The sequence below is a fragment of the Leptospira saintgironsiae genome, assembly GCF_002811765.1.
Taxonomy (GTDB): domain Bacteria; phylum Spirochaetota; class Leptospiria; order Leptospirales; family Leptospiraceae; genus Leptospira_B; species Leptospira_B saintgironsiae.
Genome location: NZ_NPDR01000002.1, coordinates 474,529 through 499,950, shown reverse-complemented (window position 1 = coordinate 499,950; position 25,422 = coordinate 474,529). Strand labels below are relative to the sequence as shown.

Annotated in this window: 25 protein-coding genes and 3 pseudogenes; 13 read left to right on the top strand and 15 right to left on the bottom strand. The window is 38.8% G+C overall.

Annotated elements, in window-relative coordinates:
- Window positions 1-5: 5 nt before the first annotated feature.
- Window positions 6-1,136 carry an A/G-specific adenine glycosylase gene (locus tag CH362_RS07340; protein WP_100709695.1) on the bottom strand — a complete coding sequence of 377 codons (1,131 nt, stop codon included), beginning with the start codon at window positions 1,134-1,136 and terminating at the stop codon, window positions 6-8.
- 296 nt (window positions 1,137-1,432) lie between these two features.
- Window positions 1,433-2,185, bottom strand: coding sequence for an SDR family NAD(P)-dependent oxidoreductase (locus tag CH362_RS07335; RefSeq protein WP_100709694.1), 753 nt, complete (start codon window positions 2,183-2,185; stop codon window positions 1,433-1,435).
- A gap of 157 nt (window positions 2,186-2,342) precedes the next feature.
- Here CH362_RS07335 and CH362_RS07330 point away from each other — a divergent pair.
- Together CH362_RS07330 and CH362_RS07325 are read left to right on the top strand one after the other, a co-directional pair.
- Window positions 2,343-3,233: pseudogene (locus CH362_RS07330) on the top strand (AraC family transcriptional regulator).
- Between the two features lie 49 nt (window positions 3,234-3,282).
- Window positions 3,283-3,978 carry a Pr6Pr family membrane protein gene (locus tag CH362_RS07325; RefSeq protein ID WP_100709693.1) on the top strand — a complete coding sequence of 232 codons (696 nt, stop codon included), beginning with the start codon at window positions 3,283-3,285 and terminating at the stop codon, window positions 3,976-3,978.
- Here CH362_RS07325 and queG read toward each other — a convergent pair.
- Window positions 3,943-4,881, bottom strand: coding sequence for a tRNA epoxyqueuosine(34) reductase QueG (queG, locus tag CH362_RS07320; protein WP_100709692.1), 939 nt, complete (start codon window positions 4,879-4,881; stop codon window positions 3,943-3,945). The two genes, CH362_RS07325 and queG, sit on opposite strands and share 36 nt — an antisense overlap.
- A gap of 16 nt (window positions 4,882-4,897) precedes the next feature.
- Here queG and CH362_RS07315 point away from each other — a divergent pair, with 16 nt between their 5' ends.
- Window positions 4,898-5,260 carry an LIC_11502 family protein gene (locus tag CH362_RS07315; RefSeq protein WP_100709691.1) on the top strand — a complete coding sequence of 121 codons (363 nt, stop codon included), beginning with the start codon at window positions 4,898-4,900 and terminating at the stop codon, window positions 5,258-5,260.
- A 1-nt stretch (window position 5,261) separates the two neighbouring features.
- On the opposite strand, the gene CH362_RS07310 is transcribed toward CH362_RS07315, so the two are convergent.
- The 6 genes and pseudogenes from CH362_RS07310 to CH362_RS19530 all read right to left on the bottom strand — a co-directional run bounded on the left by CH362_RS07310 (window position 5,262) and on the right by CH362_RS19530 (window position 11,253).
- Window positions 5,262-6,185: a DUF350 domain-containing protein gene (locus CH362_RS07310; protein WP_100709690.1), complete on the bottom strand. Its 924-nt coding sequence runs from the start codon at window positions 6,183-6,185 to the stop codon at window positions 5,262-5,264.
- Window positions 6,186-6,198: 13 nt separating this feature from the next.
- On the bottom strand, window positions 6,199-6,954 hold the full coding sequence (gene map, locus CH362_RS07305; protein WP_100709689.1) for a type I methionyl aminopeptidase: 756 nt from the start codon (window positions 6,952-6,954) through the stop codon (window positions 6,199-6,201).
- A gap of 7 nt (window positions 6,955-6,961) precedes the next feature.
- Window positions 6,962-7,195, bottom strand: coding sequence for a hypothetical protein (locus CH362_RS07300; RefSeq protein ID WP_010515511.1), 234 nt, complete (start codon window positions 7,193-7,195; stop codon window positions 6,962-6,964).
- 237 nt (window positions 7,196-7,432) lie between these two features.
- Window positions 7,433-8,458 (bottom strand): annotated as a pseudogene (locus tag CH362_RS19535) (SpiroCoCo family coiled-coil protein); the annotation flags it as partial.
- 224 nt (window positions 8,459-8,682) lie between these two features.
- Window positions 8,683-11,014, bottom strand: a pseudogene (locus CH362_RS07295) (SpiroCoCo family coiled-coil protein); the annotation flags it as partial.
- Window positions 11,015-11,109: 95 nt separating this feature from the next.
- Window positions 11,110-11,253 (bottom strand): DUF723 domain-containing protein, encoded by a 144-nt coding sequence (locus CH362_RS19530; protein ID WP_425269024.1) that lies wholly within the window; start codon window positions 11,251-11,253, stop codon window positions 11,110-11,112.
- On the opposite strand from CH362_RS19530, the gene CH362_RS07290 reads away from it, so the two are divergent.
- The 7 genes from CH362_RS07290 (at window position 11,212) to lmtA (ending at window position 17,478) form a co-directional block, all read left to right on the top strand.
- Entirely contained in the window at window positions 11,212-11,862 is a 651-nt protein-coding gene (locus CH362_RS07290) for a class I SAM-dependent DNA methyltransferase (RefSeq protein WP_425269023.1), read from the top strand. The genes CH362_RS19530 and CH362_RS07290 overlap by 42 nt on opposite strands.
- Before the next feature lie 96 nt (window positions 11,863-11,958).
- Window positions 11,959-12,261: an STAS domain-containing protein gene (locus CH362_RS07285; RefSeq protein WP_100707228.1), complete on the top strand. Its 303-nt coding sequence runs from the start codon at window positions 11,959-11,961 to the stop codon at window positions 12,259-12,261.
- Window positions 12,262-12,312: 51 nt separating this feature from the next.
- A complete protein-coding gene (locus CH362_RS07280; RefSeq protein WP_100709687.1) occupies window positions 12,313-13,224 on the top strand; it encodes an ABC transporter ATP-binding protein in 912 nt (303 codons plus the stop codon).
- 3 nt (window positions 13,225-13,227) lie between these two features.
- The gene (locus tag CH362_RS07275; RefSeq protein WP_100709686.1) at window positions 13,228-13,974 is read left to right on the top strand and encodes an ABC transporter permease subunit; all 747 of its coding nucleotides are present in this window, start codon (window positions 13,228-13,230) and stop codon (window positions 13,972-13,974) included.
- Window positions 13,971-15,638 carry a GldG family protein gene (locus CH362_RS07270; protein ID WP_100709685.1) on the top strand — a complete coding sequence of 556 codons (1,668 nt, stop codon included), beginning with the start codon at window positions 13,971-13,973 and terminating at the stop codon, window positions 15,636-15,638. Before CH362_RS07275 ends, CH362_RS07270 begins: the two co-directional genes overlap by 4 nt.
- On the top strand, window positions 15,635-16,639 hold the full coding sequence (locus CH362_RS07265; RefSeq protein ID WP_100709684.1) for a DUF4340 domain-containing protein: 1,005 nt from the start codon (window positions 15,635-15,637) through the stop codon (window positions 16,637-16,639). Before CH362_RS07270 ends, CH362_RS07265 begins: the two co-directional genes overlap by 4 nt.
- An 80-nt stretch (window positions 16,640-16,719) precedes the next feature.
- The gene (lmtA, locus tag CH362_RS07260; protein ID WP_100709683.1) at window positions 16,720-17,478 is read left to right on the top strand and encodes a lipid A Kdo2 1-phosphate O-methyltransferase; all 759 of its coding nucleotides are present in this window, start codon (window positions 16,720-16,722) and stop codon (window positions 17,476-17,478) included.
- Between the two features lie 21 nt (window positions 17,479-17,499).
- Here lmtA and CH362_RS07255 read toward each other — a convergent pair whose 3' ends face one another.
- Complete coding sequence (locus tag CH362_RS07255; RefSeq protein ID WP_100709682.1) at window positions 17,500-18,216, bottom strand: LIC_11490 family protein; 717 nt, start codon at window positions 18,214-18,216, stop codon at window positions 17,500-17,502.
- A 104-nt stretch (window positions 18,217-18,320) separates the two neighbouring features.
- On the opposite strand from CH362_RS07255, the gene CH362_RS07250 reads away from it, so the two are divergent.
- Window positions 18,321-19,538, top strand: a complete 1,218-nt coding sequence (locus tag CH362_RS07250) for a hypothetical protein (RefSeq protein ID WP_100709681.1) — start codon at window positions 18,321-18,323, stop codon at window positions 19,536-19,538.
- Complete coding sequence (locus CH362_RS07245) at window positions 19,538-20,002, top strand: chemotaxis protein CheX (protein ID WP_086446434.1); 465 nt, start codon at window positions 19,538-19,540, stop codon at window positions 20,000-20,002. The genes CH362_RS07250 and CH362_RS07245 overlap by 1 nt, the downstream gene beginning before the upstream one ends.
- Here CH362_RS07245 and CH362_RS07240 read toward each other — a convergent pair.
- Both CH362_RS07240 and CH362_RS07235 read right to left on the bottom strand, forming a co-directional pair.
- Window positions 19,999-20,982 carry a tetratricopeptide repeat protein gene (locus CH362_RS07240; RefSeq protein WP_100709680.1) on the bottom strand — a complete coding sequence of 328 codons (984 nt, stop codon included), beginning with the start codon at window positions 20,980-20,982 and terminating at the stop codon, window positions 19,999-20,001. The two genes, CH362_RS07245 and CH362_RS07240, sit on opposite strands and share 4 nt — an antisense overlap.
- A gap of 1 nt (window position 20,983) precedes the next feature.
- Window positions 20,984-21,589 carry an LIC_11485 family protein gene (locus CH362_RS07235; RefSeq protein WP_100709679.1) on the bottom strand — a complete coding sequence of 202 codons (606 nt, stop codon included), beginning with the start codon at window positions 21,587-21,589 and terminating at the stop codon, window positions 20,984-20,986.
- 147 nt (window positions 21,590-21,736) lie between these two features.
- Here CH362_RS07235 and CH362_RS07230 point away from each other — a divergent pair, with 147 nt between their 5' ends.
- Complete coding sequence (locus CH362_RS07230) at window positions 21,737-23,455, top strand: DUF342 domain-containing protein (protein ID WP_100709678.1); 1,719 nt, start codon at window positions 21,737-21,739, stop codon at window positions 23,453-23,455.
- Here CH362_RS07230 and CH362_RS07225 read toward each other — a convergent pair.
- The 3 genes from CH362_RS07225 to xerD are packed head-to-tail and all read right to left on the bottom strand — an operon-like array spanning window position 23,452 to window position 25,256.
- Window positions 23,452-23,856, bottom strand: coding sequence for an LA_2478/LA_2722/LA_4182 family protein (locus CH362_RS07225; protein WP_100709677.1), 405 nt, complete (start codon window positions 23,854-23,856; stop codon window positions 23,452-23,454). The genes CH362_RS07230 and CH362_RS07225 overlap by 4 nt on opposite strands.
- Before the next feature lie 60 nt (window positions 23,857-23,916).
- Window positions 23,917-24,342 carry an ATP-binding protein gene (locus CH362_RS07220; protein WP_100709676.1) on the bottom strand — a complete coding sequence of 142 codons (426 nt, stop codon included), beginning with the start codon at window positions 24,340-24,342 and terminating at the stop codon, window positions 23,917-23,919.
- A 17-nt stretch (window positions 24,343-24,359) separates the two neighbouring features.
- Window positions 24,360-25,256, bottom strand: coding sequence for a site-specific tyrosine recombinase XerD (gene xerD, locus CH362_RS07215; RefSeq protein WP_100709774.1), 897 nt, complete (start codon window positions 25,254-25,256; stop codon window positions 24,360-24,362).
- Between the last annotated feature and the right edge of the window lie 166 nt (window positions 25,257-25,422).

The window sequence follows — 25,422 nt, the reverse complement described above, 5'->3', positions numbered from 1 at the left end:
TGTGTTTAATTTTCTAAACCAGGCAGAACAGCTCCGTCTTTTGCCAGGGTTTGTTTGATCTTTTTTGCTATGGAAGAAGGAAACTCGGTCTCCAAGTTTTTCCAATTACAATATTTGATCTCTATAGAAGGGCGAATCTTGCGAAAATTTTCCAGGATCTTCTTTTCTGATTTTGGATCCAATTCAGTTTCAGAAACAAAACCTTGGATCTTATGATGTGTGATTGTATGTTTAAATTTGATCCCAAGGTCAGTTGGTTTTAAACCCCAATCTAAAACAGGATCTGCCTCATAAGGATTTTTGCCTTCGAAGGAAAAAGGCAAAGAATAGATTGTTTTAAAAAATCTTCTCTCAGGATAACGAATAAGGAGTATTCCTTGTTTTGTTTTTAGAATATAAAAACGGATATTTAAAAGGATTTCTTTCTTTTTCTTTTCTATCTCCGGAATACTTTCTTGGACACCATTTTGGTAAGCCAAACAATCATTCTGAAGAGGACATTCTTTACATAAGGGTTTTGGAATACAGATGCGAGCGCCTAATTCCATTACTGCTTCGTTATGGTCTCCAGAAAATTCAAGATTCAAAAATGAATCTGCTATCCTTTGTAACGTTGGATCTGCTTTGGGTCCAGATTCTTTGAATAACACCAAACGAGAGAGGACTCTTTTTGCGTTCCCATCTAAAACAGCAAAAGGTAAATTATAAGAAATTGAAAGAATTGCACGAGCTGTATAAGGACCTACACCAGGAAGAGAAAGAGCATCTTCCAAAGTTTTTGGAAATTTTCCACCAAACTCGTTCACTAATTTTTGAACTCCAGCCAAAAGATTTTTAGCTCTGGAATAGTAACCAAGTCCTTGCCAATAGCGAAATACTTCCTCTTCTTCCGCGATTGCAAGATCTTCCGGTTTTGGAAATCTACGCATAAACTTTTCGTAAAGAGGAAGCATTGCTGCTACTCTCGTTTGTTGCAGCATAATCTCACTCACCCAAGTTGAATAAGGAGTTCTATTTTTTCGAAATGCCAGATCTCTTTTTTCTTGAACGAACCAATTTCTAAGTTTTAAATTCGTTTTAGGATCGAATTCGTAGGTCAGAAGATCGGTTTCCTTTTGTTTCAGACCCGCGCGCATGTATCTGACTATCCAAGCCTTTTACTCCAGGGAGAAAAGGAGTTTTCGAAGTGAATTTGTTGGAATTCCTACAAAATTGAGCGAGGTCTCCCCACCCTTTACTGGGTGGGGGCTGGGCGGTGGTACCCATTGCAAAACTTCGGTCCAATCTCTTCACGCTGTCTTATCTTTACGCTCGGTTGACCTCCGTATGTCGGTCACCGACTTATCACAAAAAACTCAAACCAGCAAGCACATTCTGCCCAGCAACCATGTAGGAGCTCCTACAACGTGATCTTAAAAATCTACTTGTCACTTTAGAGCAAATATCCTCCGGAAACCTCTAAGTCTTGAGCAGTCACCCAGGAGAATTCATCCGATAACAGATTTACAATTACCTTCGCGATATCATCTGGACTTCCAATTCTTCCCAATGCAGTCTGATCCGCTAACGGTTGGATATATTCCGGATATTTATCAAATGCGCCTCCTCCAAGGTTCGTATGGGTTGGGCCAGGAGAAACTGAATTCACTCTGATCTTTCTAGGAGAAAGTTCTTTTGCCAGATACTTGGTCCAAGAAGTTAATGCGGCTTTAGAAGCGCCGTATGCTGAGTATCCTACAAAAGATCCGTGACTGGAAGAACTGGATGTATTTACTATTCTTCCATTATCTTCTATAAATCTAACGAGTTGTTGTGTTAAGAAAAATGGTCCTTTAAAATTCGTATTCAGTATTTGATCGAAATATTCTTCCGTAATCTCTGTGAAAGGCATACCTCCCCCGACACCTCCGTTATTTACCAAGTAATCAAAAGTTTTTCTTTTCCAAATCTCTTCCAGGTTCTTTTTTACAAGCTCAGTGAAACTTTCGAAAGAAGACTTTTGGCTTAGATCCAATTTAAGGCTAACAGCCTTGGATCCATTCTTCCCTATTTCCTTTACAACTTCTTCTGCACCTTCCTTATCCGAATGATAAGTAACGATCACACCAATCCCTCTTTTTCCTAATTCGATCGCGGTGTTTTTACCGATCCCGTTACTTGCTCCTGTGACGATTGCAATTTTCATAACGTCCTCCAATACATTATATAGTAGAAGATTTTATAAATATCGTAAAGATCCGATCATGCCGATTGATTGCCTAATTATACCTCACCATTATTAAATTTAAATATTCTCAGAATTTAGCTTTAGAAAATATGGTTCTGTTGTATTCTTATATAAAATGAAGGAAATCTTAAAAGAGATTGCTGAACTTACAATTCAGGCTACCACAAAACCAACCAAGACGGAACTTCCAAAAGTATTACTCATAAAGGGAGAAGTATCCGAATACCAACTTGCGGCTGTCTATGAGCCCATGATCGGATTAGTTGTGCAAGGTGGTAAGACAATCTCTATAGGAGAGCAAACAATCGAATTAAAAGCGCCTTCTTACTTCATTATTTAAGCAGATATACCTGCCACAGGAAAAGTGCAACAAGGTAAGAACGGACCTTACATTTCGTTAGGTCTTGAATTGGACCAAGACTCCATTCTAAATTTATTAAATGATCTTCCAAAAGATCCTTCCGAAGAAAATGCGGACAACGAGTTCGTTGCATGTGAAGCTTCCATTGAGTTTTTAGAAGCTTGGGTCAGAATGCTTCGTCTTTTAAAAACTCCTGAACATATTCCGGCACTTGCGCCTATATACGAAAGAGAAATCTTATATAGAACTCTTATTGGTCCTCAAGGATGGCGTTTAAGAAAATTCTGCCAGTCCCAAGGAAAAGGCCCGAGCATATATCCTGCGATTAGATGGATCCGAGAAAATTATACAACATCCATGGAAATCAAACGTTTGGCGGCAAAGTCAAGATTAGGCGTTACCACATTTCATAGACAATTCAAACAGATCACTGGACTAAGCCCCATCCAATTCCAAAAACAACTTAGATTACTTGAAGCGAGAAAACTTTTAGTCCATAGTGCTTATTCCGCATCACGCGCCGCATTTGAAGTGGGATACGAAAGTGTAACTCAATTCAATCGAGAATATTCCAGATTTTTCGGCGATTCTCCGATTCGAGACGCTTCTAACGTAAGAGAAAAAATTGCATTGACGAGATACTGAAACTCATAAAAATCCAGCGATCTGTTTTTCTGAACTGAGATATAATCAAATGCAAACTTCTAAACTCAATTTCACTCTGGCCCGCTTAGTATTCGCTTCCACTGCTCTTATTTGTTTTGTAGGAGTTCTATTAGAACTTTGGTATGCCTATCATCATCAATCCTCTCTTCCGCCAAACGCAGGTTTTACTCGTACATTCGGCCCAGGATTTGATAGTTTACTAAATCAATTTTCATTTTTTACAACTCAGTCCAACTTAATCTTAGGGCTTACTACACTCCTTCTAACATTAAATTTAGAGCGCACTTCTTCTAATTTTCATATTTGGCGTTTGATTGGAATAATAGATATTACGATCACTGGGATCGTTTTTAACTTCGTACTTCAAACCGTTCCAAAGAACGATATTATTGCGGACACTGCAAGTCACTTAGAACATGATATCGCTCCCATAATTGCGGTGGTCGGTTGGATCATATTTGGACCTGCAAAAACTGTAACTCTTCGCAGAGTATTATTAGCTGCTATTCTTCCGATAGCTTATGCAATATTCACTTTGGCAAGAGGTGCCATTATGGAATGGTATCCTTATAATATTATGGATGTTCCCCGTTTAGGTTATTCAGGAGTTATGATAAATATTGTAGGGATTTTCGTTTTGTTTTTATTGATCGCAGGATTTTTAGCGTTAATAGATAAACTTCTGTCTTCAAGATTTGGAAGAATCTCTTTCCCAAACACTTAAATTTCTTTTCATCTGTTTGTAAGAGATCCTACTCACTGCAGAGTCCTGAAAATACATTTTGAATTCTTTCTCATCCAGATCCGAGAGATTTTCTTTTTTGAATAGATCTCGGATCTTAAATTCACCTATCTCTGTTTTCCATCCCTTCTTACGTGCTTTGACTCCATTCCAAGGACAGATTTCTTGGCAAATATCACAGCCGTATATCCAGCCATGTAATGAGTCCACATTCTCAGATCTATCTTCTATCGTTTTATAAGAGATACATTTTCGGGCATCAATTTTGTAAGGCTCCAATGCACCGGTTGGACAGGAATCTATACAAGCCCTGCAAGTTCCACATCTGTCTTTTGCTTGGATGGAAACAAAACTGAGAGGAAGGTCCGTAAAAATTAAACTAATAAAGAAAAAGGATCCGTATTCTTCATGGATTAGATTTGTATTTTTTCCGATCCAACCGAGGCCTGCTTCTCTTGCTAAAATTTTTTCAGGTACAGGAAGAGAGTCCACTCCCTGTCTGAATTTTTGATTCGGAAACTTCTTCTTTAAAAATTCTAATAAGCCAGAAGCTTTTTTACGAAGAACAGAATGATAATCTTCTCCCATCGCATATCTGGAAAAACGATACGGTAGATCCAAGTTTTCATATTCAGGATCATTATATAATGCACCCAACGCAATTACAGATTCAGGTTTGAACCCAAGTCCTTCTAACTCGAGTCGGAGATTCATGTTTTTTGGATACCAATCCATATTTCCATGACGACCTTCTCCAACCCAATGAAGAATATTCTCCTTATCTCCAGACGGAACAGATGCCGGGCCCACTCCGAATAATTGGAACCCATTCATCTCTGCGATATCTTTTAGTTCATCCAGAAGTTCTTTACTTTCGAGAAGCATATCTTATTCTTTCTTTATGCAGGAAGGAGAAGAAACATCCTTATATTCTTTATCCGGAGGAATTCCACTCCAGGAACTTTTAGTCGCAGCAAAAGAAGCCGGCTTAGATCTCCCAAAAGAAAGAGCAAGACCGCTCGGTAGGATTTTACTCGCAGGACTTTTAGGAGCGCTACGAGGATTTGAAGAGAGAGGACTTTCTCCCTTCTTACCTACTCATAAATACATTTTTGCTGAGATCGTTTCAGATCTTACTGATGCTTATTCTATCCTATCCCAAGAATCGGATGAAAAAATGATTTTACAAGCAGCTTGTGATTTCGGGATCAAAAAAGTATATCATCTTGAATGGAAATTATACTCTTCTAAAGATTTATTCTAATTCAAACTGCAAAAAATATAATAGCAGAGAAGGACACAAGCACCACTGCTTCCAAAAGTCCTGCCCCGAAATTCTGATCCCTTTCTATTTCTTCCTTTAATGTGGAACCAGGAAGCACGACCCAATCCGCAAAAAAATGTAAAATAGGAATGATTATAAATGCAAGTCCAAGATCTAAGAGTAATAAGATCCCTGTTTGGTATAAGGATTCAAATTCTCTAAACAATGCTCTGGTAAGTAAAATTCCGATTGCAAGTAATGCTCCTGCAAATGCTGTTCCTGCAGCAAGGTTCTGTTTTTCCTCTAACTCTAATCTTAGTTTATAAGGTATCCAAAGTTTATAATAAACTGAGAATAAGATCATCCCTATCTGTCCAATAGAGAAGAAGATCACAGAGATAATAGATCCTACGATTGTTTTTTCAACAAGTGGAGAAACTGCAATTCCTAATCCTTGAGGAAAGACCTTCTCTCCTATATCCCCATTCAATGCAGCTGCAATAAAAAAGGAACTCGCGATTGTTCCTCCGAATAAAACGGAAGCAACCGCTAGATTTCTTTTTTCATAGATCTCTTCGATTGCGTCTATTCCACCCAAAATCAATCCATCGTTTATCTTTTGGGAGAGAAGAAGAAGTACAACTCCTAAGATAGAAAATGAAGATACTTGGAAAAGATCTCCAACCAAGTCTCCTTTTTCTCCAGGGTGAGAAACTATGGTGATAAATAATATTATGACCCCGATATAATAACCAGATAAGCTCAATGCGAGCGCGCTATTATCGGATTTTACTAATTCCTCGTCTAACTTACGAGGTTCCGTCCAGTCCTTGAGTTTTTTGCCGATGTAAAAGACTAAGAAGCCTAAAACGAAAAAGGCGAGATCCTTACCTAGTAAAGAAATATATTTCCAAACGAAATCCATGCACGACAGATTACTATGCTTGGGTTAAAATTTCATAGCCTTTTTCAGTGACTAGAATGGTATGTTCGAACTGAGCGGACCATTTTCCGTCCCTTGTGGTCACAGTCCAACCATCCTTTTTAGAAAAAATCACTTCCCAGGTTCCTAAATTCACCATTGGTTCTATAGTGAATGTCATTCCAGGTTCTAATTTGGCGAGTTTACGGCCGGAACGGTAATGAGGGATTTGAGGTTCTTCATGGAAACCTCTTCCTATTCCGTGGCCCATTAGATCTTTAACGATCCCGTATCCTTTAGGAGTTAGATAGTCATCGATCGCATTTGCAATATCGCTAACACGATTTCCAGGTTTTACCTGCTCTATCCCAATCCACATGGCACGTTCTGCATCTTTTACGAGACGTTCTACTTCCGGAGAAGTTTTACCACCTACGATAAAAGTACGAGAACTATCTCCATGATATCCATCTACGATAGGAGTAACGTCTACGTTGACTATATCTCCTTCTTTCAGAACATCGATTGCCTTTGGTATGCCGTGGCAAACGACTTCATTGATAGAAGTACATACTGATTTCGGAAAACCCTTGTAACCTAATGGAGCCGACTTGCCTCCATTTTTCTTAGTGAACTCTTCGCAGAGATCATTGATCGCAAGAGTACTTATACCTGGTTGAATAAACCCGGATATATAGTCAAGAAGCGCGGCGGCTAATTTGCCCGCCGCCCTCATTTTCTCGATTTCAGTCTTGTTCTTGATGTAGATCAAGAATGGATTAGAAGTCGGTTGGTCTTACCGTAGTGCGTTTGTTCGCCTCGGTACGTTTTAAAGCATCGTCGATCAGTCCGTATAACTTTTCATTCAAGCCATCGACCGCGTCTCCGGAAGTCATAAAGCCTTTAGATTTGATATAAGCTTTTACCTTGCTTGCGACGATGAGGGTATCCTTTTCAGCGCTTTGAGCCATGGAATTCTTCCTCTTAACAGTAGTTTTCTTTTTTTGTACCATACGAACGAGCTTTGGGAGCATCTCCTTATTCCATCCCGAGACTTTGCCGGAACGTGTCAAATTTACTGTGATACGTTTCCAGATGCCTCGAAAAAAGGAATCATTTTCGGAATGCTACCCTACAATTTCAGTTTTTTGTTAAAAACGAAAGGTTCTCCCTATGAAATTTTTTGCATGTCGTATAATACAAGTGGGAACGAGACATATTGGGGGAAAACATTCGGGTCAAGAAAAAAATCATCCCTTTTTCACCGTCTCGTTTTGAATGATAGTTTGGACCAAAGAAGTTTCGAGCCCTAATTTTTCAGCGATGGTCTCTGGTTGCCAATGAAAATTATGAAATAAATTCAACACTGTTGCTTTCTTTCTAGTTACTAAGGGGTCTTGACCTTGGGTCTTACCGGATTTTCCCCCTCCGGTCTTAGACATATTGGTTTGGACCACATCCATGAATGTAGAAAGTTTTTCGAAGGTGTCTTCTGCTTCGGAAAGTAGACCTTCTAGGTCATCCTTAACAGATAATGCACCTTCTTTCATATCATCTAATCTTTGTTGAAGAGTGCTGATCTGTTTATGGCGCTCTCCTAACTCTGACATTAGGTCTTCTATCTTATCAAACTTAGCTTCTACAGAAAGTATCTCTTCTTTTCTGCCAGCAAGACCTTCTAGTCTGTCGTCAGTTTTTCTAAGAGTTTCTGCGACTTCTCTTTCTCTTGCTTCGATTACGGAGATTTCTTTTTCCATCTCGCGTATCTTCTGAGCTAATTTGAATGAATTCTCTTTATGGGTTTGGCTATCTTGATCTAATGATTTGATCTCTTCTCTAACGGATACAACTCTACCCAAACGATCTTCCAGATCCAAGAAACGGGACTCCATTTCGAATGCCCTCTCGCCTGCCTCTACAAGTTTGCGATGAGTATCGTTCCACTGAGAAGATTCTTCCATGATCCTTTCGAATTCTTCTTTTAAAACTTCTGCTTTTTCTTCTATAGAAAGAATTTCTGAACTTCTTTCTTCCGCCTGAGAGATACGTGTCTCCAGTTCTTCTTGTACTTTTTTGATCCGAACTAAATTCTGATCCAGATCTTCATACGTTTTTTCAGTATGGTTTGCATCTTCCAGAGCTTCTCTCATCTCGGAGACAAATTCTTCGGAACGTTCTATAATTTCTTTTACATCCAAAAAGAGTGCAGAACGTTTTTCTGCATCCTGTATCCTTTCAGATATATCATCCACGGAAGAACGCAATTTTTCTGCTTCTTCTTCTAATTCGGAGAATAGAGAACGTTTTGCATCTTGGATCTCTGATAGATCTTTGCGAAGATCGATTTGAAGTACACGATATTCTTTTTGTGCCTTCTGGAATTCTTCTCTTCCTGTTTTTAGGAATTCTTCTGAAGATTCTTCAGTTTCTTTCAGTAGGTATTTTACCTGATTCTGGAATTCCTTCATCTGGCTTTCGCTTTCTTTGATCCCTGAATCTAAAGCTTCTTCCAGATGTCGTTTTACGTCCGCTAAATGTTTTGCGATTCTTTCTTCCAATTGACTTAATTGAATTTGGCCTTTGTCCAAGAGCGCAGACAATTGTCTGTTGATCTTGGAATCGATAGTATCGTTCAGACGATCTATTTTTTCTTCCTGTCTTTCGAAGAAGTCTTGGCCGGATTCTTTCAGTTTATCTAGAACAACTCTTGCCTGCTCTCCAGCTTTTTCGAGTTGGGATTCGGTAGAAGTACGGATCTTCTCCGCTTGCATTTCTAAAAGTTTTTCATTCTTGCGCAGAAGATTTTCAAATCTTTCTCCAGCAGCAGAATATTCCACTTTTACGTTCTCTACATTAGTAATCGCTTCGGCTTTCAGGTCTTTGAAACGAGAAACAAGATCCTCTCTGACCTCTTCTCCCTCTTTCTGGAAGTTAGCCTTATATTTAGATACAAATTCTTCGATCTTATCTTTTTGTTCTGCGTATGATTTGGAAAATTCTTCCAAATATTCTGCGCCTTTAAAATGGATCTGTCCCAGTCTTTCTTCTAATCCACGGATTGCATCCATGGTATGGTTTTTCTGGGATTGTACATCTTCTTCCCAAGAACGAGAGAAATGTTCGAATCTTCTGTCCATTTTACGGAACTCGTCTTCGATAGAAAGACCGATCTCGCTTACCTTAGATTCTGCTTCTGCAAGAATATCCCCTGCGGTTCCTTCTAAGGCTTCTCGGATATCTTTTACATAAGAATCCATTTCTTTCATCCGAGTAGAAACCTGGACGTCGAAAATTTTTACATTTTCTCTAATAGAATCCCATTCAGAACGGAAACGATCCGAATGAGAAGCATGTAATGCCCCTACTTCTTCTTCTAAAGAAACTTTCAGATCTTTAACTGAAACCTCTATCTCTTTCATTCGAGTAGAAATTTGAGAAGAATAATCCTTAACATTTTCTTTAATAGTTTCCCAGTCTGCACGGAATTTTTCTGCCTGAGAAGATTGAAGAACTTTTAGTTCTTCTTCCAAAGACTCTCTGATTTGGTCTAGTTTAAGTTTAGATTTTCTTTCTTCTTCTGAACGAGAAGATTCTAAAGCGGAATGGAATTCTTTCAGTCCGGAAAGAATTTCCTTTCTCAAATCTTCTGCTTCTATTCTTAAACTGCTGGAAATACGATTGAATTCGTCTTCGAAGGAATCTATCTGACGCATCAGATCCGCTTTGCGGGAATCTGCTTGTTTGAGTAATTTGTTCTCTGCTTCCAGATATTTTTCTTGGAAGATATTGATGGAGTCGTTGATCCCTTCTGCTTGGCGTCTAGTCTCGTTTAAGATCTCGTCTCGTCTAGTTAAGGTTTCGAGGCTCATTCCTTCTATTTCTTTACGAATTGCCTCGATCTCTATACGAACTCCGTTTAAGAATGCTTCTTTAGAATGAACTACTTGTTCTAATACTTGATCGTATTTTTGGCGAATGACTGATTCATTGTGGGAGAAGGTCTCTTCTAACTTACGATCCGCAAGTTCTGCCTTCTCATCCACTCTAGTTTCTAATCGATCAATTTTTTCGGATACAGATAAGAATGCAGTCTGCATACGATCTGTTCTCGCATCTATATCTTCTTCTTTTACTTTTACTGATTCAAGAAGAGACTGAACTTCTTCGCGAGCATTATCTACTTTGCCTACGGTTTCATGATATAATGACTTTGTTTGGGCTTCTAATCTTTGGCGGAAAGCTTCTCCCAATTCTTCTAAACCGGATTCAATCCTGTCCGCCTTAACTTCTAATAATCCTTCTAACTCTACAATTTTAGAAGCGAGTGATTGTAGAATATCATCAGAACGGAAATTAAGTTTTTCTTGGAATGCTTCGAGCAGAACTTCTGCCTCGGAACGAAGTTCTTGGATATGATTTCCGATCCCATGCACTTCTTTTTTGCCGATCTCCAATCTTTGTAATCCGTCTTGGATGGATTGAGATTCTTGGCGAATATCAGAAGAAAGATGAACTACTTCTTTTAAATCTAATGTAACTGCGTTTAAAAAATCTCTATTGGAACGAATTGTATCCAGCAATTGTCTGGATTCATCGTTAAGGCCTCTTACCTCTTCCGCAAGTTTTCTAGTTTGTTTTAAACTGATCTCCAGTTCTATTCCAGAATCTTTTACGGATTGGATTTTTTCCAGGGCAATCTCTTGTAATTCTTCCTGGAGTTTGCCAGTATATCTTTTGATTTGGCTGAGCTTATAATTCGACTTGTCCATCCTGCGAAGGAGGATAGTAATGCCTACACTGGCTAAAAAGGGTAAAAGAAGTTCTAGGCCCATACTTAGAGTTTCAAAGAAATTCTCGGAAGGAAATCTCCTCCTTGAGAATTATGTCTCATCAAATGGATAGGAATACTCGTAAGCAGGGGAATAAATCAAGAATTATTTCTCCAATCCCCAAAAAAAGGCCTTATACGGCGTTTGCGAGCATTTACGACGGGGTCATGAAACGGGCACCTTATCGTGACTGGGCGAAGATGATTTTGGAATCTTACCAGATTGGAACCCAAAAAATCCATCCAAAAATCGCATTAGATTTAGGTTGTGGAACCTGCAAAATTTGGAAATTTCTACCTTCTTCCACAGAACTTTGGGGAATCGATAATTCTCCTGAAATGCTCCAAATCGCCGATTCTCAGCAAATTAGAGGGGTCCGTAAATTAGGAGACCTTCTATCCTTTCCTAAATTGAACCAGTCTTTTGATCTAATTTTTTCAGTACATGACACTTTAAATTATTTCCAAAAAGAAGAAGAACTATCTCGGGTATTTGCCCAAGTTTCAGCGGCCTTGGAGAAGAATGGGGTCTTCTTTTTCGATGTAAGCACCTCTGAAAATTTTCGAAAAAATTTTCAGGATAAGGTCCTAAAAGAGACTCATGGGAAGACAAAGCTCGTTTGGAAGAATGAATTTGATCCGGAAACTTCTGTTTTAAAGACTAGTTTGGAATTTTCTGGACCTGGAATTTCAGAGTTGGAGGAGCATTATCATAGGGCTTATCCACTCGAAACTTGGTCGAAGATACTACAAAATTCAGGCCTCGAAATTCTAGGAATTGGGTCTGATTATGAGGCCTGGGAAATTTTTCCCAAGGCGAATTATTGGAATTTTGTGTGCCGAAAAATTTGAGCCGTTTGTTTGGATAATAGGACTGGAGGTTCCTACCCTATTTTATTGTTGGGATGCTCTAGTTTTAGGAGTCTATCCTATTAAACAAAGGGTGCCATGGCCAAATTAACGATACAAAATAAACACGGAATCGTTCGCTTCGAAAATCAACTCCTGGATGGATATGAAAAGGTATTTGATGAGATTTCGGAACAGGCATCCAGGGCACATATCCAAAACTTAACCTTGGATATGACCCCAACCAAAAAAATCACTTCTAGCGGTGTTGCAAAACTACTCACTCTTAGAAACCTTTTGGATCATTTCGGAGTGAAATTAGAGGTGGTGAATCTTCAACCTACTCTAATGGATGTGCTCCGTAAGTTCAAAGTGGATACAATGCTTCGCATCAAAGCGTAACTCTCGGGAAAAGAAGTTGCATAGACCCTAAGCCTCGAAAGAATAACTTTCGTGGCCTCTCTCCAGGTATCCGATCTTTCTAAATCCTATTTCGGGAAGATCGCAATTTCTAATCTAAATTTTACCATTCCAAAAAATAGGATCACAGGTTTACTTGGACCAAACGGTGCCGGTAAAACTACTGCACTCAGAATTCTTACAGGTTTCGTACAACCGGATAAAGGTTCCGTATCACTCGACGGAATCTCTTTGGAAAAAGATCCACAAACTATAAAACAAAGACTAGGTTATCTTCCAGAATCTTCCTCAATTTATCCAGATATGACTGTCGGGGAATATTTGGATTTTATAGGAAATGCGAGAGGAATGGAGACTTCTTTCTTTAAAAAAAGAAAAAAAGAAGTATTAGAAATTTGTGATCTAAGATCTCAAACTTTTTCTTTGGCAGGGATTTTGTCCAAAGGTACAAGACAAAGATTGGCGTTGGCAGGAGCATTACTCCATGATCCTGATTGGATCGTTTTAGATGAGCCTAGTTCAGGATTAGATCCTATCCAAATTTCTCATTTTAGAGATGTACTTCGAAATTTAGGAAAAGATAAAATAATATTATTGTCCACTCATATCCTATCAGAAGTAGAAGAAACCTGTGACCATGCCTTAGTTTTACATAAAGGAAACCTAGTTGCAGATCTTCCCGTTTCAGAATTTAAAAGATCTGATTCAGTTTTTCTAATAGCCAAAATAGATAAAGAGACCTTGGAAAAAAGTTTAGAAGGTAAGAATGTGCAGATCCTATCTGCGGAAAAAGAAAGAGAATATACAAAATTTAGATTAGAATCCTCTTCTCTTAAACCTGAGGAAATTTTCGAGATCATCCGGAAAGAATCCTTTCCAATTTTAGAATATAAGATTTCCCAAAAGTCTTTAGAATCAGTCTTTCAGGACCTGGTTTCCGGTTAAGACATGAAACTTCTCTCTTTATCTCCTGGGCTTATCGCTGTTTTTAAAAAAGAATGGGCTAGTTATTTTAATACGCCAATTGGATATGTTTTCTCTATCCTTTATTTATTCTTATCTTCCTTTTTATTTTTTTATGGTCTAGGACAAGGTTCTTTCTGGGACAGAAAAGTTGCAGGTATGGAAGAATACTTCGTTTGGACTCCCCTTCTATTCGTTGTATTTGTTCCAGCGATCACAATGAGGCTCTGGTCAGAAGAGAAAAGGTCGGGAAGTTTAGAGATCTTATTCACTTTGCCAATTTCCAAATGGGAAATCGCCTGTGCAAAATTTTTAGCTGCTTGGGCATTTTTAGGATTCACTGTTTGTTTAAGCGCTTCTATCCCATTTTTTATCTGGGCTTTTGGTGATTTGGATTTAGGGATCGTATTTGCAGGATACCTAGGTTGTCTCTTACTCGGTGGAGCTTATATCAGCATCGGGATCTTTCTTTCTTCCTTTGGAAGAGACCAAATCAGTTCTTATATTCTAACAGTTCTTGTTTGCCTTTTCTTCTTTTTATTAGGGACTCAACCGGTTCTGAAATTTTTCGGAGGCGGACCTTCCGCATTCGCATATTTATTCGCTCTATCTTCTCATTTTGAATCATTTCGTTTAGGAATATTAGATCTTTCAGATACACTTTACTTTTTTAGTTTTATCGCTATAAATCTTGCGGGGAACGTTTTCTTTCTTAGGAGAAATTATCCATGAGAGAGTTATTTCATCCGCTTTTAGAAATTTCTAAATCTCCTTGGTTTGGATTCGCGAACGGAATATTGTTATTTGTTCTGCTGAATGGGATCTTCTCCTCAATTCCTTGCAAAGCCGATCTTTCTAGATCAGGAAGATTCCAGATCACCACGAGCACCGTAAAAGTATTAAAAGAATTAGATGATCCACTTTATATAGATGCATTTTATTCTTCAGAGATCCCAGGAGAATATAAAGCAAGAGCAGAACTTAGCAAAGAACTCTTAAAAGAGATCTCTAAGATCGGAAAGGAAAATGTTTCTTTGAGATTTTATGATCCTTCTGCTTCGGAAGAAGATGCCAGAAAAGCGATGGAAGTCGGATTAGAACCTCAGATCTTACAGCAAACTTCCAGAGATTCTGCATCCGTTAAACAAGCGTTTATGGGAATCGTCCTAACATTGGGTCACAAAACAGAAGTTTTATCTTTTGCATTTTTTACAGAAGATTTGGAATACCAGATCTTAAATTCGATTCGAAAGATGCAGAGACAGGACAAGGATTCAGGTATTGTTCTTTTAAAATCTCCAGGCAATATATCCTTCCAAGAACAAGGGTCTCCAAAAGATAGGATAGAAATTTTCGCGAGAAGAGTTCTTCGAGGAGAATATGGTCCGATCCTCGAATTGGATCTGGAAACAGAAGATCTTCCGCCTGAAACTGAAGTATTACTTTGGATTGGAGGCGGAACTCTTTCTAAAAATACAGAACATAAATTAGATAAATTCATTCTAGAAGGAGGAAGTTTTATCCTTCTATCCAAAACAATGGAGTTCAAAACAAACTCTGAAAGAGGAAGTTTCGGTCTTCTTTCAGGAGATTTAGGAGCAGGACTCGCCCAGAAAAATCCAGACTCGGAAGAAATGGTTCGTTTTTTAGAACATTATGGAATTCGAATTAACTACGATATCGTTTTAGAGCCGGATCATTCTTTGCCAATGGGCTCTGTGATTGAAATAGAACCTGGAGTTTTAGGAAAATATCCTTATCCACCTTGGATTGTTCCGGATCAAAAATCGAAAAGTTTGGATCCTAATAGCGCATTTACTAAAAACCAAGAAAGTCTTCTCATTCCTTGGTCCTCAAGTTTAAATATTCTTCCTGAGAAACAAAAAGATGTACAATATACTATATTAGCAAAAAGCGGAACAGATGCTGAGTCCAGAACAGAACCGATCTCTTTGGGAGAAAAACAAATTCTTTCTACTCCCATCCAAGCAAATGGTGGACCTTTTCTTTTAGGAGTTTATGCAGAAGGTAAATTTACTTCTTATTTCTCCGATTCCAAGCAAAGTCATCAATCTTCCGCAACTTCTGCAAATAAATCTACAAAAACAGGACGAATTTTAGTATTTGGTTCTCCATATTTAGTTTCTGATCTTTTAGCATTCCCAGAATTTTCAGAAATTCTAAAAAACTCGAATATTCCATTTTTATTAAATGCAATCGATATACTGAAAGGGGAAACAGATCTTTTAGAAGTTCGATCCAAACAATCAGCAGTTCTAAAACTAAAACCCTTGCCGTTCTTCTTAGAAACTGCTATCAGTTTATTTCATTTGTTTTTGGTTCCTGGATTATTAGCTCTGTATGCTTTCCGCAGATTAAAAAGAAGGAACGGATGATTGATCTTTCTAAATATTTCCGCCTTCTCCGTATCTATTACAAAGAATATCCGCAAGGATTTTTATTTTTTGGAAATATACTTTTAGCCATTCTACTTTTGGTCGCAAAAGATCCTTGGGACTGGTTCAAAAAGACTTACCAAAACTCGGATCCATTTTACAAAATCAAATCGGAAGAAATCCAAACAATTACCAGCGGACGCAAAGGACAGGAAAGTATCCTAAACAGAAACTTGGACGGATGGACAGTCCAGTTACCTTCTGAGCTAGTCCTTCCAGGAGATTCCGCAAGAATTGAAGAATTGATCCAAACATGTTTAGATCTACGCAAATTCACTCTACTCTCAGAATCCAATTCAGTTTCTAAGGAAGAATTCGGATTAGGTGGAGATGAACCAGTTATAGAATTAAAAGATGTTTCTGGAAATTCTCTAGGAAAAATTCTAATAGGAGCACCGGTCAGAAAAGGTTCCGGGACTTATATACTGGACGATAAAAACCAAATCTGGTTAGTTAAAGAAAATCTAAAATCAGTTACAGGAGGAGGAAAACTCGACTTTTTCCTAAGTAGATCCTTAGTTCCTCCCTTCCCTAAGAGAGAAATAGTTTCAGAGATCAAGATCTCAGGATTTTCCTCCATAAATTTTAGTTTAAGTAAACAAGGAGAGAATTGGATCTTAGAAACTTCAGGCGGACAGATTGTCGCCTATAGTGAAGAAGTGGAAAATTATTTGGAAGAAATTAAAAAACTTAGTGCAGACGAAGTTCTTTTAGAGAAGTCGGAAGAACTTACTCCAGTTCCCAAAGATAGAAATTTTAAAATAGAGATCATTACGAGTACGGATCGTTATTTAGTTTCTCCCATTGGAATGACCAAGTTAGGAAGTTATGTTTTCCAGAGAGAGGGCTTAAGTTACAGATTGGTCCTGGATCCCTGGAATCTGGAAAGGATCCTACAAAAGGATCTTGCAGACTTTTCTACTAGGTTCCTTTCTCCTTAAACAGCTTAAGAATCAATGGTTGACACTCCGGGGGGATAAAAGTTTCCTTCCTTAAATACTATAACCTATAAGGAATTCGTATGGCATTAATTGAAGAATTGGATCAGCAGGGGAATTTTCTATTTCGCTGGAGATCTTATATACCAGGATTTATTCTTCTTCTTTGTCTATACTCCTTAAGCAGATTTGAATTTTTAGAAGATTCTTACGAGATCAACTTATACTACGCAGCCGCTTGTTTTGCAGTTAGCTTACTCGGTTTAGCAGTTCGTTGTTTTGTGATCGGTTACGCTCCTGCCCGCACTTCCGGCAGAAATACCAAAGAACAAGTAGCTGATGTGGTCAACCAAGAAGGAATTTATTCTCTTGTTCGCCATCCTCTTTATCTCGGAAATTTCCTAATGTATTTAGGACCTGTTCTTTATTTCAGAGATGTTCCTTTACTTATAGTATTTTCCTTATTTTTCGGATTCTATTACGAAAGAATAATGTTCGCAGAAGAAAAATTCTTAAGAGATAAATTCGGCCAAGACTATCTGAATTGGGCAGACAAAATCCCTGCATTCATTCCTAAATTTTCAGGTTATGTAAAACCTAAACTCAGTTTCTCTTTCAGAAATATTCTTAAAAGAGAATATCCGAGCTTATTCGGGATCTTAGTTATCTTCGTAGTATTTGATTATGCAGCAAGTTTTAAGGTCGGATTCGGAGATTGGATGGAACCTTGGACAGTAATCACCGAGCCTCAGATCTGGGCATTTGGCATAGGCGCTGCGTTCTATACAATCGTTAGAGTAATAGTAAAAACCACCAAGTGGTTAGTGGTAGAAGGCAGATAATTTCCTGCCTTCTTCTTATCTTCAAACGCTCGCAGTATATTCCAGATAAGATTTGAACTTCTCCCCGTCCTTGGTCAAAAAGATCGGGGTCGGGTATTCTCTTTTTAGAGGAAGTAACGCGAAACCTTCATCATAAAAAACGATCTTCTCTACTTCATTCAGTTTATAACTAAATTCTGAATTTCTTGCCTGAAAAGTAAATCCACCTGGGATCTCTCTAATACTTCCTTTCCCCATTCTTCTAAAACCTTTTAAAGTTTCAGGACGGATCTTCTCTTGAAGAGCTTCGTAAGGTAATCTTCCAGAAAGATCTAGGAATAATACTCCTTCCATAGACCATTCTTCTTCTTTAGGGATCCTAGGTTGGACTCGTTCAGGCTCTGTTACCATTTCCAAAATTTCTCCCCTTTTTGTTTCATCCCAAATTTCAGTTCCGAATTCTTCCTCTGAAACCTCAGGCTCAGCCCTTTGAGATTCCATTTTTTGTCTTTCGGAAAGAGGACGGATCTTTCTATCTTCTGCAAATGCCAGATCCATTTGGGAATAAGTTTCTGAACGTCCCTGTTTTTTCAGAGAAGCTAACGTATCATGAGAAATTTTTTTCTCTCTTGCTTGCGAAAGATTTCCTTTTGAGAATGAACCAGCACTAAACTCTTTTTTAGAATTTGGCTGGAAGGAAACATAAATAAAGCAGAGGATTCCTACTAAAATGAGTGCTAAGGCAATATAGAGCATCATTATATGTATCTATCCAATTCCGCCGTTTCTGAAGCATTTTTCGGGCGGTTTTTCTCCTTTACAGATTCCAGGCGCGGGCCAGTCTTCCTTGTGAACGTAGTTTTATGACAAATCCAGACGGAATTTCAGTTAAAGATATTTTATTCAAAGTCGGATCAGCAGTTTTTTTGGGAATTCTTGTCCTGATGCTGATCATCATGCTTTTAAAGCCAGATGTGGAACAAGTAGGCATCGACATGCTAGCCGGAAAGGCAAGCATCACCATGGGAAGCATTGACGACCAAAGCGTCCCAATCGATTCATTCAACGCAGCTAAAAGATTTTGTATCCAGATGTACCAAGGACAGGGTTCCGAGGCTCTTTGGGCGGACTGTGCATTCCAATCTCTAAAAGGCCAATATATCTTCCGCAAAATCGGGAATTCAGTAGGTTTTACAATCACTGAAGAATCTGAAAGACAGGCTCTATGGGAAGAAGCTAAAAGAGTTTCTAAAAATTCTCTCCAGGGAGCAGGATATTCCGAGGAAGACCTGAAAAAACCGGAAGAAATTTATCGTCAGTTCCTCCAGCAGGCACCTCTTCGCTTTAGGATTGATTATAAAGTGTCCCAGGCTCTTTTCCAAAACTTCCTACCAACTGAGATCCGACGCACGGATGGAGAGCTAAATATACTCTCTGAAGCTTCTGGAGCAAGAGTGGATCTGGATGCGGTTTTATATACGGAAGAAGACCTAGTCAAAGCATCCGAAAGAAATCTGGAGCCTACAGACGCTCAATTAAAAGAACTGTATGACAAAGAATCTTTAGATCCAAATACATTAAAAGGTAAAGACGGCAAGCCTGTACCGTTTGAGGAAAGAAAAACAGTCCTCAGAAGTAAGTTCTTATTAGAAGCACGTAAAAACTCTTTAGAGTCTTTAAAAGCAAAACTAGTCGCTCTTCAAAACGAGCCGGACGGTTTGCAAAAGATCGCAACACTTTTAGGAAGACAAACTGTTTCCCTTAAAGGTAAATCTCTCTCCGACCTGAAAAAGATCAGTGTTGGTAAAGATGTATTCTCCTTAAGTTCCGACAAAAAATTCTTACAAGATTTGAGCCTTCCAGGTTTGACTCAAAAGAAAAATATCGGACCATATAGAGAAGGAGAAAAATACGCGATTGTTTCTTTCTCAGGAGTCAAATTAGGAACTCCTGATCCGTCATTCTTGAGAACCAGGGACAACGGATCCTTACTCACTGCAATACTTATGGAAATTCCACAGTCCCTAGAGGAAAGTATCAAAGTCGAACGAGCATCCGTTAGATCCGTTTCGGAGGAATAATGCAAATCCGCGCCGAGTTAGTAAACCCATTCCTGGAAGCTGCTACAATTGTCTTTCGGGATATATTACAGACCGACCTGATCCGTGGAAAGATCGGTATCAAAGACACTCCTGAAACGACTCTGGAGCTTGCGATTATTATCGGAGTCCTGGGAACGTTCAACGGAGAAGTTATCTACGGTTTGAACTACGACGCGGCTTATAAAATTTCCAAAAAGCTGATGCCTGGTATGAGCGACGACGATATCAAAAATGAATATAAAGATATCTTAGGTGAGATCGCAAACATGACCACAGGTAATGCGATGAATATTTTCGCAACTGCAGGTCAGTCGATAGAGATCACTGCTCCGAATATCGTGGATGCAAAAAACGAAACAATCAAGATCCCTAAAAAACAAGCTCTTGGGATCAGTCTATTTTCCAAATTCGGAAAATTAGAAGTAAACGTAGCCTTAACTTAAAGATCGCTTTTCGCGAAAGATTCCATTTCCGTTCTCAAGGGGGAATACACTCCTTGGGATTCGGAATGAGACTTATCCAAATATTTTTTCAAGAATCTTTTCGCCCATTCACCTTCTCCTGCCTTATAGCTGGATTTAAAAAGTAAATAAGCACCTAATTCTTTTTCCTCTCTTTGTCTTTTGAATTCTCTAGAACTTGTATCTTCTGCGTTCGGAAAAGTTTTACCGAAACGATTCCAAAAATCCATAAGATAACTGCGAGCATCGGAATATCTTCCCATTCGGAAAAGCATATCACCTAATTGTAATAATGCTCTCGATCTATATTCTCCCTCACCTTCTGTTGCAGTTCTAAGAAGAATGGACTCTGCTTCCGAATTTTTGCCCTGAGCCCTAAGAGATCTTGCAGTTTCCAAAGAAGTTTTCCATCTGGAATCATCTTCTGCTGCCGGAGCTTCCGCATTTGAATCAGGAGCCTTTGCATTTTCTAATTTAGATAATTCTAATTTTGCTTGTGAACTTGCAGTTCCTTCCGTTGATGCAGCCTTACCAAATTCTTCTTTAGCTGCATCTTTTTGTCCATTTCTAAGACGTAAAAGTCCTCTTTCGTAAGCTGCTCTACTTGGATCCGCAGCCGCTTCCTTCTTCTTGCCGCCTTTTTTATCTTTTCTTTCCGCAAGATTTGGAAGTTTTGTTTTTTTCTCTTTTACAGGTTCAGAAACAGTTTGTTTTGTTTCTGAGATCTTTTGCTCTTCTCCAGTAGTCCCGATTACATTTTCTTGAGTTATATCCGATCCAACTTGTTCCGGTTTTTGTTCCGCTACTACAGAACTAGCATCAATAGGAGGAAGAGGCTCATCAGGAGAAGTTCCTCTGGAGGAAATGTCACTCTCGCCTGGCTCCGGGATAGGCAGAGGAAAATCTGCAGCAATCTGGTTCGCGAAAAGTAGAATACTTAAAGAAACTAGAATATATTTCATATCATTCTCCCCTAGGCCTTTGTTCTTTTCTAGGAGGGCGGCTCAACCTGGATTCTTCCTTTTCTGCGGGAATATCTCTGTTAGGTTGTTTTGTGCTTGGTTCCAGTCTAGGAGAATCTGAGCTTTTATCGCTCGGAGCTAAATCTTCGCGAGCAGGTCTTTCATTTTCAGTAGGAAAGAAAACCCGTGAATCCCCATCTTTCATTTTAGAATTGCGGATTGTGTCTGATTCTTCCAACTCAGGTTTTGGGGAAGAAGGGTCCATCTTCGGTTTTTCCAAAGAATATCTTTCGATATCCAAGGAAGAACTTCCGGATTCTGAGTAAGAAGGGTCGCTCCATCTAACATCCTTTCTTTTCCGGTTATATTCTCTTTCTATATCTTCTAAAAATAAAGCCTTACGATCCAGTTCTTTGGCCTGATCTTCTTCTCCCGCCAATGCTAAACCTTTTTGGAAACTGAACCAGCCGAGAACCATCGCTACCAGGACCGCCAAACTGAGTGCTGCGGTTCCGATCGCCTTTACCACTTTTGGAGGGAGATTTCCCAGAACCTGGTCGATCGAGACCCTGATATTAGTTAGGATGGAGAATGGATTGAATGCCATAGGTTTACCCTAGGATCATCGGCCGTTTTCCAGGTTTTTCAAGGACATAATTTTTGAAAAAAGGAAGCAAAATCTATAAAGTCTTTTTACAGGTTTTCGATTGTAAAAAATAGGATGGGACTTACTCTCCAACAACGGCCCCCCAGAATGAGCGATTCGATCCGCAATTTTACAGAATCACTATTAAAAGATCTAGAAGAGAACGAGAACGGATTTTTCAAGGTGGAAAATCTGGACGGACTCGCATATCTCACCATCTTCCCCGCAGGAAAAAAAGGAAAAGAAGTAGAATATCGCGAAATTCTAAAACGACTAGATGTATTTAAAATTTCAGGAATTGCTGAAGATGAAATTAAACGTATTTTAAAGACCAAAGACTCAGAACCACATCTGATCGGAAAATGGCCAGGCAAACCGGAAGCATCTAGCCTGGACCTGAAAATTTCAGAAGATAAAATGACAGTCTATGGAATTCTTCACCCACCTAAATTCGGCGGAAAATTATTAACTAGGGACGAAGTCCTATCTCAACTCCAAACCAATGGGATCGTTTTTGGAATTATAGAAGAATCAGTACTCAAACTTTCTCAAGCAGAAGATTACGGAAAAAGAACCCTAGTCGCTCAAGGAGAATCTCCTATTCCTGGAAAAGATGGAGATATTCGGATCTTATTCCAACACCCTGGCACACCTACTTTAGAAGAAGACGAATTCGGGAGAGTAGACTTCAAAAATATTCAGATCATCCAAAGTGTGAAGAAGAACCAAAAATTGGCTGAAAAAGTTTCACCATCTCCAGGTAAACCAGGCAAAAACGTAAAAGGAGAAGTACTCCCATTCGAAGAAGGTAAATTAGCAGAATGGAAATTAGGTCCTAATGTTAAAATTTCAGAAGATGGGAATTTAGTACAGTCGCTTATAGACGGTCGACCTTTAGTAGATCGTTTCGGAGTCATTCGTGTGGACGAAGTTTGTTTACTGGAGAATGTAGACTTCTCCACCGGAAACATAAACTTTCCTGGCACAATCATTGTAGAAGAATCAATTGCAGATGGTTTTACTCTCGAAACAGACGGCTCCATCATAGTTAAAAAATCAGTAGGTAAAGTTTTCCTAAAAGCAAAAGGAGATATCGTTCTTTCCGGAGGATTTATGGGAAGAAACGGTGGAATGATTGAATCAGGTTCCGATATCTATGCAAAATTTATAGAACAAGGAAAGATGATCGCTAAAAATTCGATCTTCATCGAAGAAGCGGCGATGCACTCAGAACTGATTGCTGGAGAATCCGTGGTAGTCAGAGGTGGAAGAGGAGAAATCATCGGAGGCCAATGTGTCGCAGGTAAAATGATTACCTGCACTAAACTAGGTGCAATCGTAGAGACTCGAACTGTGCTTAGTTGTGGAATGCCACCTGAACTTCTTTCTGAATTAGAAGGCCTAAAATCAGAGATCCGTAAAAATCAGGATATATTAAAAAAAGTTGATACAAGTATCCAAAAACTAAGCGACGATTCCCAAAGAAGAAGTTTGAGCCCTGAAGAAAAAGACAGTTTACCTAAACTTCAAGCAATTCGTCAAAAGTACAGTTCTATCCTGGAAAACCTATTTGCTCAGGAACAATCAGCAATCCTATCTTTCGATCCTGATAAAAATTCATTTATAGAAGTAGAAAGAGAAATTTTCCCAGGTGTAGAAGCAAACCTTGGTAGAAATAAAAAGTTCAGCGTAAAACTAAAAGAAATCCCAGGTCCTTCTTTCTTATACTTAGGAGGAGATGGACAGATCGCTCATTCTAAGGTAAAACCTAAACGACTCGGACTTTTACAGGAAGAATCTTCAGAATCTGAATCTTCCGCAGATTAATTTCCGTCCGGAAACAAATCCCTGCAAGATGGGATCCCGCCCGCCTGCTCCATTTCAGAACAAGGAGTTTTAAGAAGATCGTCCATACAAAGTTTCACTTTTCCAATCTGCTGATCTGTTACTTTTTCATAGTCATCAGGGAGAATGGACTGGTTACTTTGTTCTGTCATACATTGGTCTAGGGACGAAAATCCAGACTTAGCCGCACTCTGCTCTCCGGAAGGAAGTGTTTCAAGATACTGAGCAGAACATTCTAAATTCTTTTTACATAACTCTTTAATATAGTTTTGGCTTAAGCTCTTCACTTCTTCTTTGGACAAGGATGGTCCCTTTCTGCAAGAAAGAATAAAGATCGAAAATACTAGTATGGAAATTAATTTCATTTGGGTTATCGAAAGCATATGCTTGGATTATACAGAATAGACGAACAATTCCATTATTCTGCAAGCCGTTCTTTTTAATTATTTCATTTTTGTGAGAATCAGGCGATTCCCTTTTCCGGATTGGTCTATATAAAAATGATCCGTCAGTTTTCTGACCAGGTAGAGCCCGATCCCTTCTTCCCTATAATCTCCTGGATCATACCCTCTGATCTCGGAAATATTTTTCTGAACTCCAAAATCCCTGATCCGGACTTCCATACGATTTTCGAGTATGGTGACTTCTATAAAAATGGGATAATTCGTTTTTCCAAGATACGCGTGTTTGATCACATTCAAAAGGCATTCCCCCACTGCCAATTTCAGATCGGCAGCATCGTAGAGGGAAAATCCAGATTCTCTTGCTAGATTATAAACGAAGTTCCGCGCTACAGTCACGTAACGCGGATGGGAAGGAACTTGTATTCGAAATTGATTCGAATAGTCGGTTTTTTTAATCTCGGCCAAAATTAGGTCCGGTGAAATTATCCTCTAGGATGGAATTTCTTATGAACTTCCTTTAGAGTTTTATTCGCCATATGAGTGTAGATTTGGGTAGTCGAAATATCGATATGTCCCAAAAGTTCCTGAACCGATTTTAGATCTGCGTGATTTTCTAACAAATGGGTCGCGAAAGAGTGTCTCAAAGTATGAGGAGTTACTTTTTTCTTGATGTTTGTTCTTTTGATATAATGGTTCAGAAGTCTCCAAACAGATTTTCTATTGATGAAAGATCCTTTTTTGGAAACAAAAAGATAATCACAATTTCTGTTTTTCAGAATATAAGGTCTGCTTTGTTTTAAGTAACGATTCAGAATGTCCAAAGACTTTTCACCGAATGGAACTAGTCTTTGTCTTCCACCCTTACCTTCTACAGTAAGAGTCATTCCAGACATATCCATATCAGTCAATCTTAGGTTACATGCTTCCGAAATTCTTAATCCGGAAGAATATAAAAGTTCAAAAATACATTTGTCTCTGAGTTCGTAGAGGTTATCTTCTTTGATCACAGTGAATAATTCTTCGATCTCTTCCTGAGTCAGATAATCAGGGATGGATCTCATCACTTCCGGAGTTTCAATCTTCTCCGTTGGATTTGAATCCAGCTTCTTTTCGTCTTTTAGAAATTTATAAAATTGGCGGATGGCAACCACTTCGCGAGCGATCGTCTTTGCAGAAATTTTACGATTCCTTTCTTCGTTCAAGAAACGAACTATGTCGTTCGCCTGGACTTCAAGGAAGTCGAGATGTTCTTTTTCGAGGAAATTCTTAAACTTGTTTAGATCGTATCCATACGAGTAAATGGAATTGTCGCTCAGACCCTTCTCAACCGAGAGGTATTCTTGAAAATTTTGCAGTAGATTCTTATGAGAAGATGTCACTTTCTTAGTCCCGCTTCCGATTATTACAGTACTAAATCCTTCGGACAAATTCTCCCTCGAGATTGAAACTTTTTTAGGATTGCGACACGAGGCGGCCCGTAAATTGTACAAATTCGACGGGCTGACATAACAAAAAACTGCCCTTTTTCTTATCCCCTAAGGGAAA

Coding starts and splice junctions, on each gene's coding strand:
- CH362_RS07340 (WP_100709695.1), bottom strand. CDS start 1,136: ATGCGCGCGGGTCTGAAACAAAAGGAAACCGATCTTCTGACCTACGAA.
- CH362_RS07335 (WP_100709694.1), bottom strand. CDS start 2,185: ATGAAAATTGCAATCGTCACAGGAGCAAGTAACGGGATCGGTAAAAAC.
- CH362_RS07325 (WP_100709693.1), top strand. CDS start 3,283: ATGCAAACTTCTAAACTCAATTTCACTCTGGCCCGCTTAGTATTCGCT.
- queG (WP_100709692.1), bottom strand. CDS start 4,881: ATGCTTCTCGAAAGTAAAGAACTTCTGGATGAACTAAAAGATATCGCA.
- CH362_RS07315 (WP_100709691.1), top strand. CDS start 4,898: ATGCAGGAAGGAGAAGAAACATCCTTATATTCTTTATCCGGAGGAATT.
- CH362_RS07310 (WP_100709690.1), bottom strand. CDS start 6,185: ATGGATTTCGTTTGGAAATATATTTCTTTACTAGGTAAGGATCTCGCC.
- CH362_RS07300 (WP_010515511.1), bottom strand. CDS start 7,195: ATGGTACAAAAAAAGAAAACTACTGTTAAGAGGAAGAATTCCATGGCT.
- CH362_RS07290 (WP_425269023.1), top strand. CDS start 11,212: ATGATTTTGGAATCTTACCAGATTGGAACCCAAAAAATCCATCCAAAA.
- CH362_RS19530 (WP_425269024.1), bottom strand. CDS start 11,253: ATGGATTTTTTGGGTTCCAATCTGGTAAGATTCCAAAATCATCTTCGC.
- CH362_RS07285 (WP_100707228.1), top strand. CDS start 11,959: ATGGCCAAATTAACGATACAAAATAAACACGGAATCGTTCGCTTCGAA.
- CH362_RS07275 (WP_100709686.1), top strand. CDS start 13,228: ATGAAACTTCTCTCTTTATCTCCTGGGCTTATCGCTGTTTTTAAAAAA.
- CH362_RS07270 (WP_100709685.1), top strand. CDS start 13,971: ATGAGAGAGTTATTTCATCCGCTTTTAGAAATTTCTAAATCTCCTTGG.
- CH362_RS07265 (WP_100709684.1), top strand. CDS start 15,635: ATGATTGATCTTTCTAAATATTTCCGCCTTCTCCGTATCTATTACAAA.
- lmtA (WP_100709683.1), top strand. CDS start 16,720: ATGGCATTAATTGAAGAATTGGATCAGCAGGGGAATTTTCTATTTCGC.
- CH362_RS07255 (WP_100709682.1), bottom strand. CDS start 18,216: ATGATGCTCTATATTGCCTTAGCACTCATTTTAGTAGGAATCCTCTGC.
- CH362_RS07250 (WP_100709681.1), top strand. CDS start 18,321: ATGACAAATCCAGACGGAATTTCAGTTAAAGATATTTTATTCAAAGTC.
- CH362_RS07245 (WP_086446434.1), top strand. CDS start 19,538: ATGCAAATCCGCGCCGAGTTAGTAAACCCATTCCTGGAAGCTGCTACA.
- CH362_RS07240 (WP_100709680.1), bottom strand. CDS start 20,982: ATGAAATATATTCTAGTTTCTTTAAGTATTCTACTTTTCGCGAACCAG.
- CH362_RS07235 (WP_100709679.1), bottom strand. CDS start 21,589: ATGGCATTCAATCCATTCTCCATCCTAACTAATATCAGGGTCTCGATC.
- CH362_RS07230 (WP_100709678.1), top strand. CDS start 21,737: ATGAGCGATTCGATCCGCAATTTTACAGAATCACTATTAAAAGATCTA.
- CH362_RS07225 (WP_100709677.1), bottom strand. CDS start 23,856: ATGCTTTCGATAACCCAAATGAAATTAATTTCCATACTAGTATTTTCG.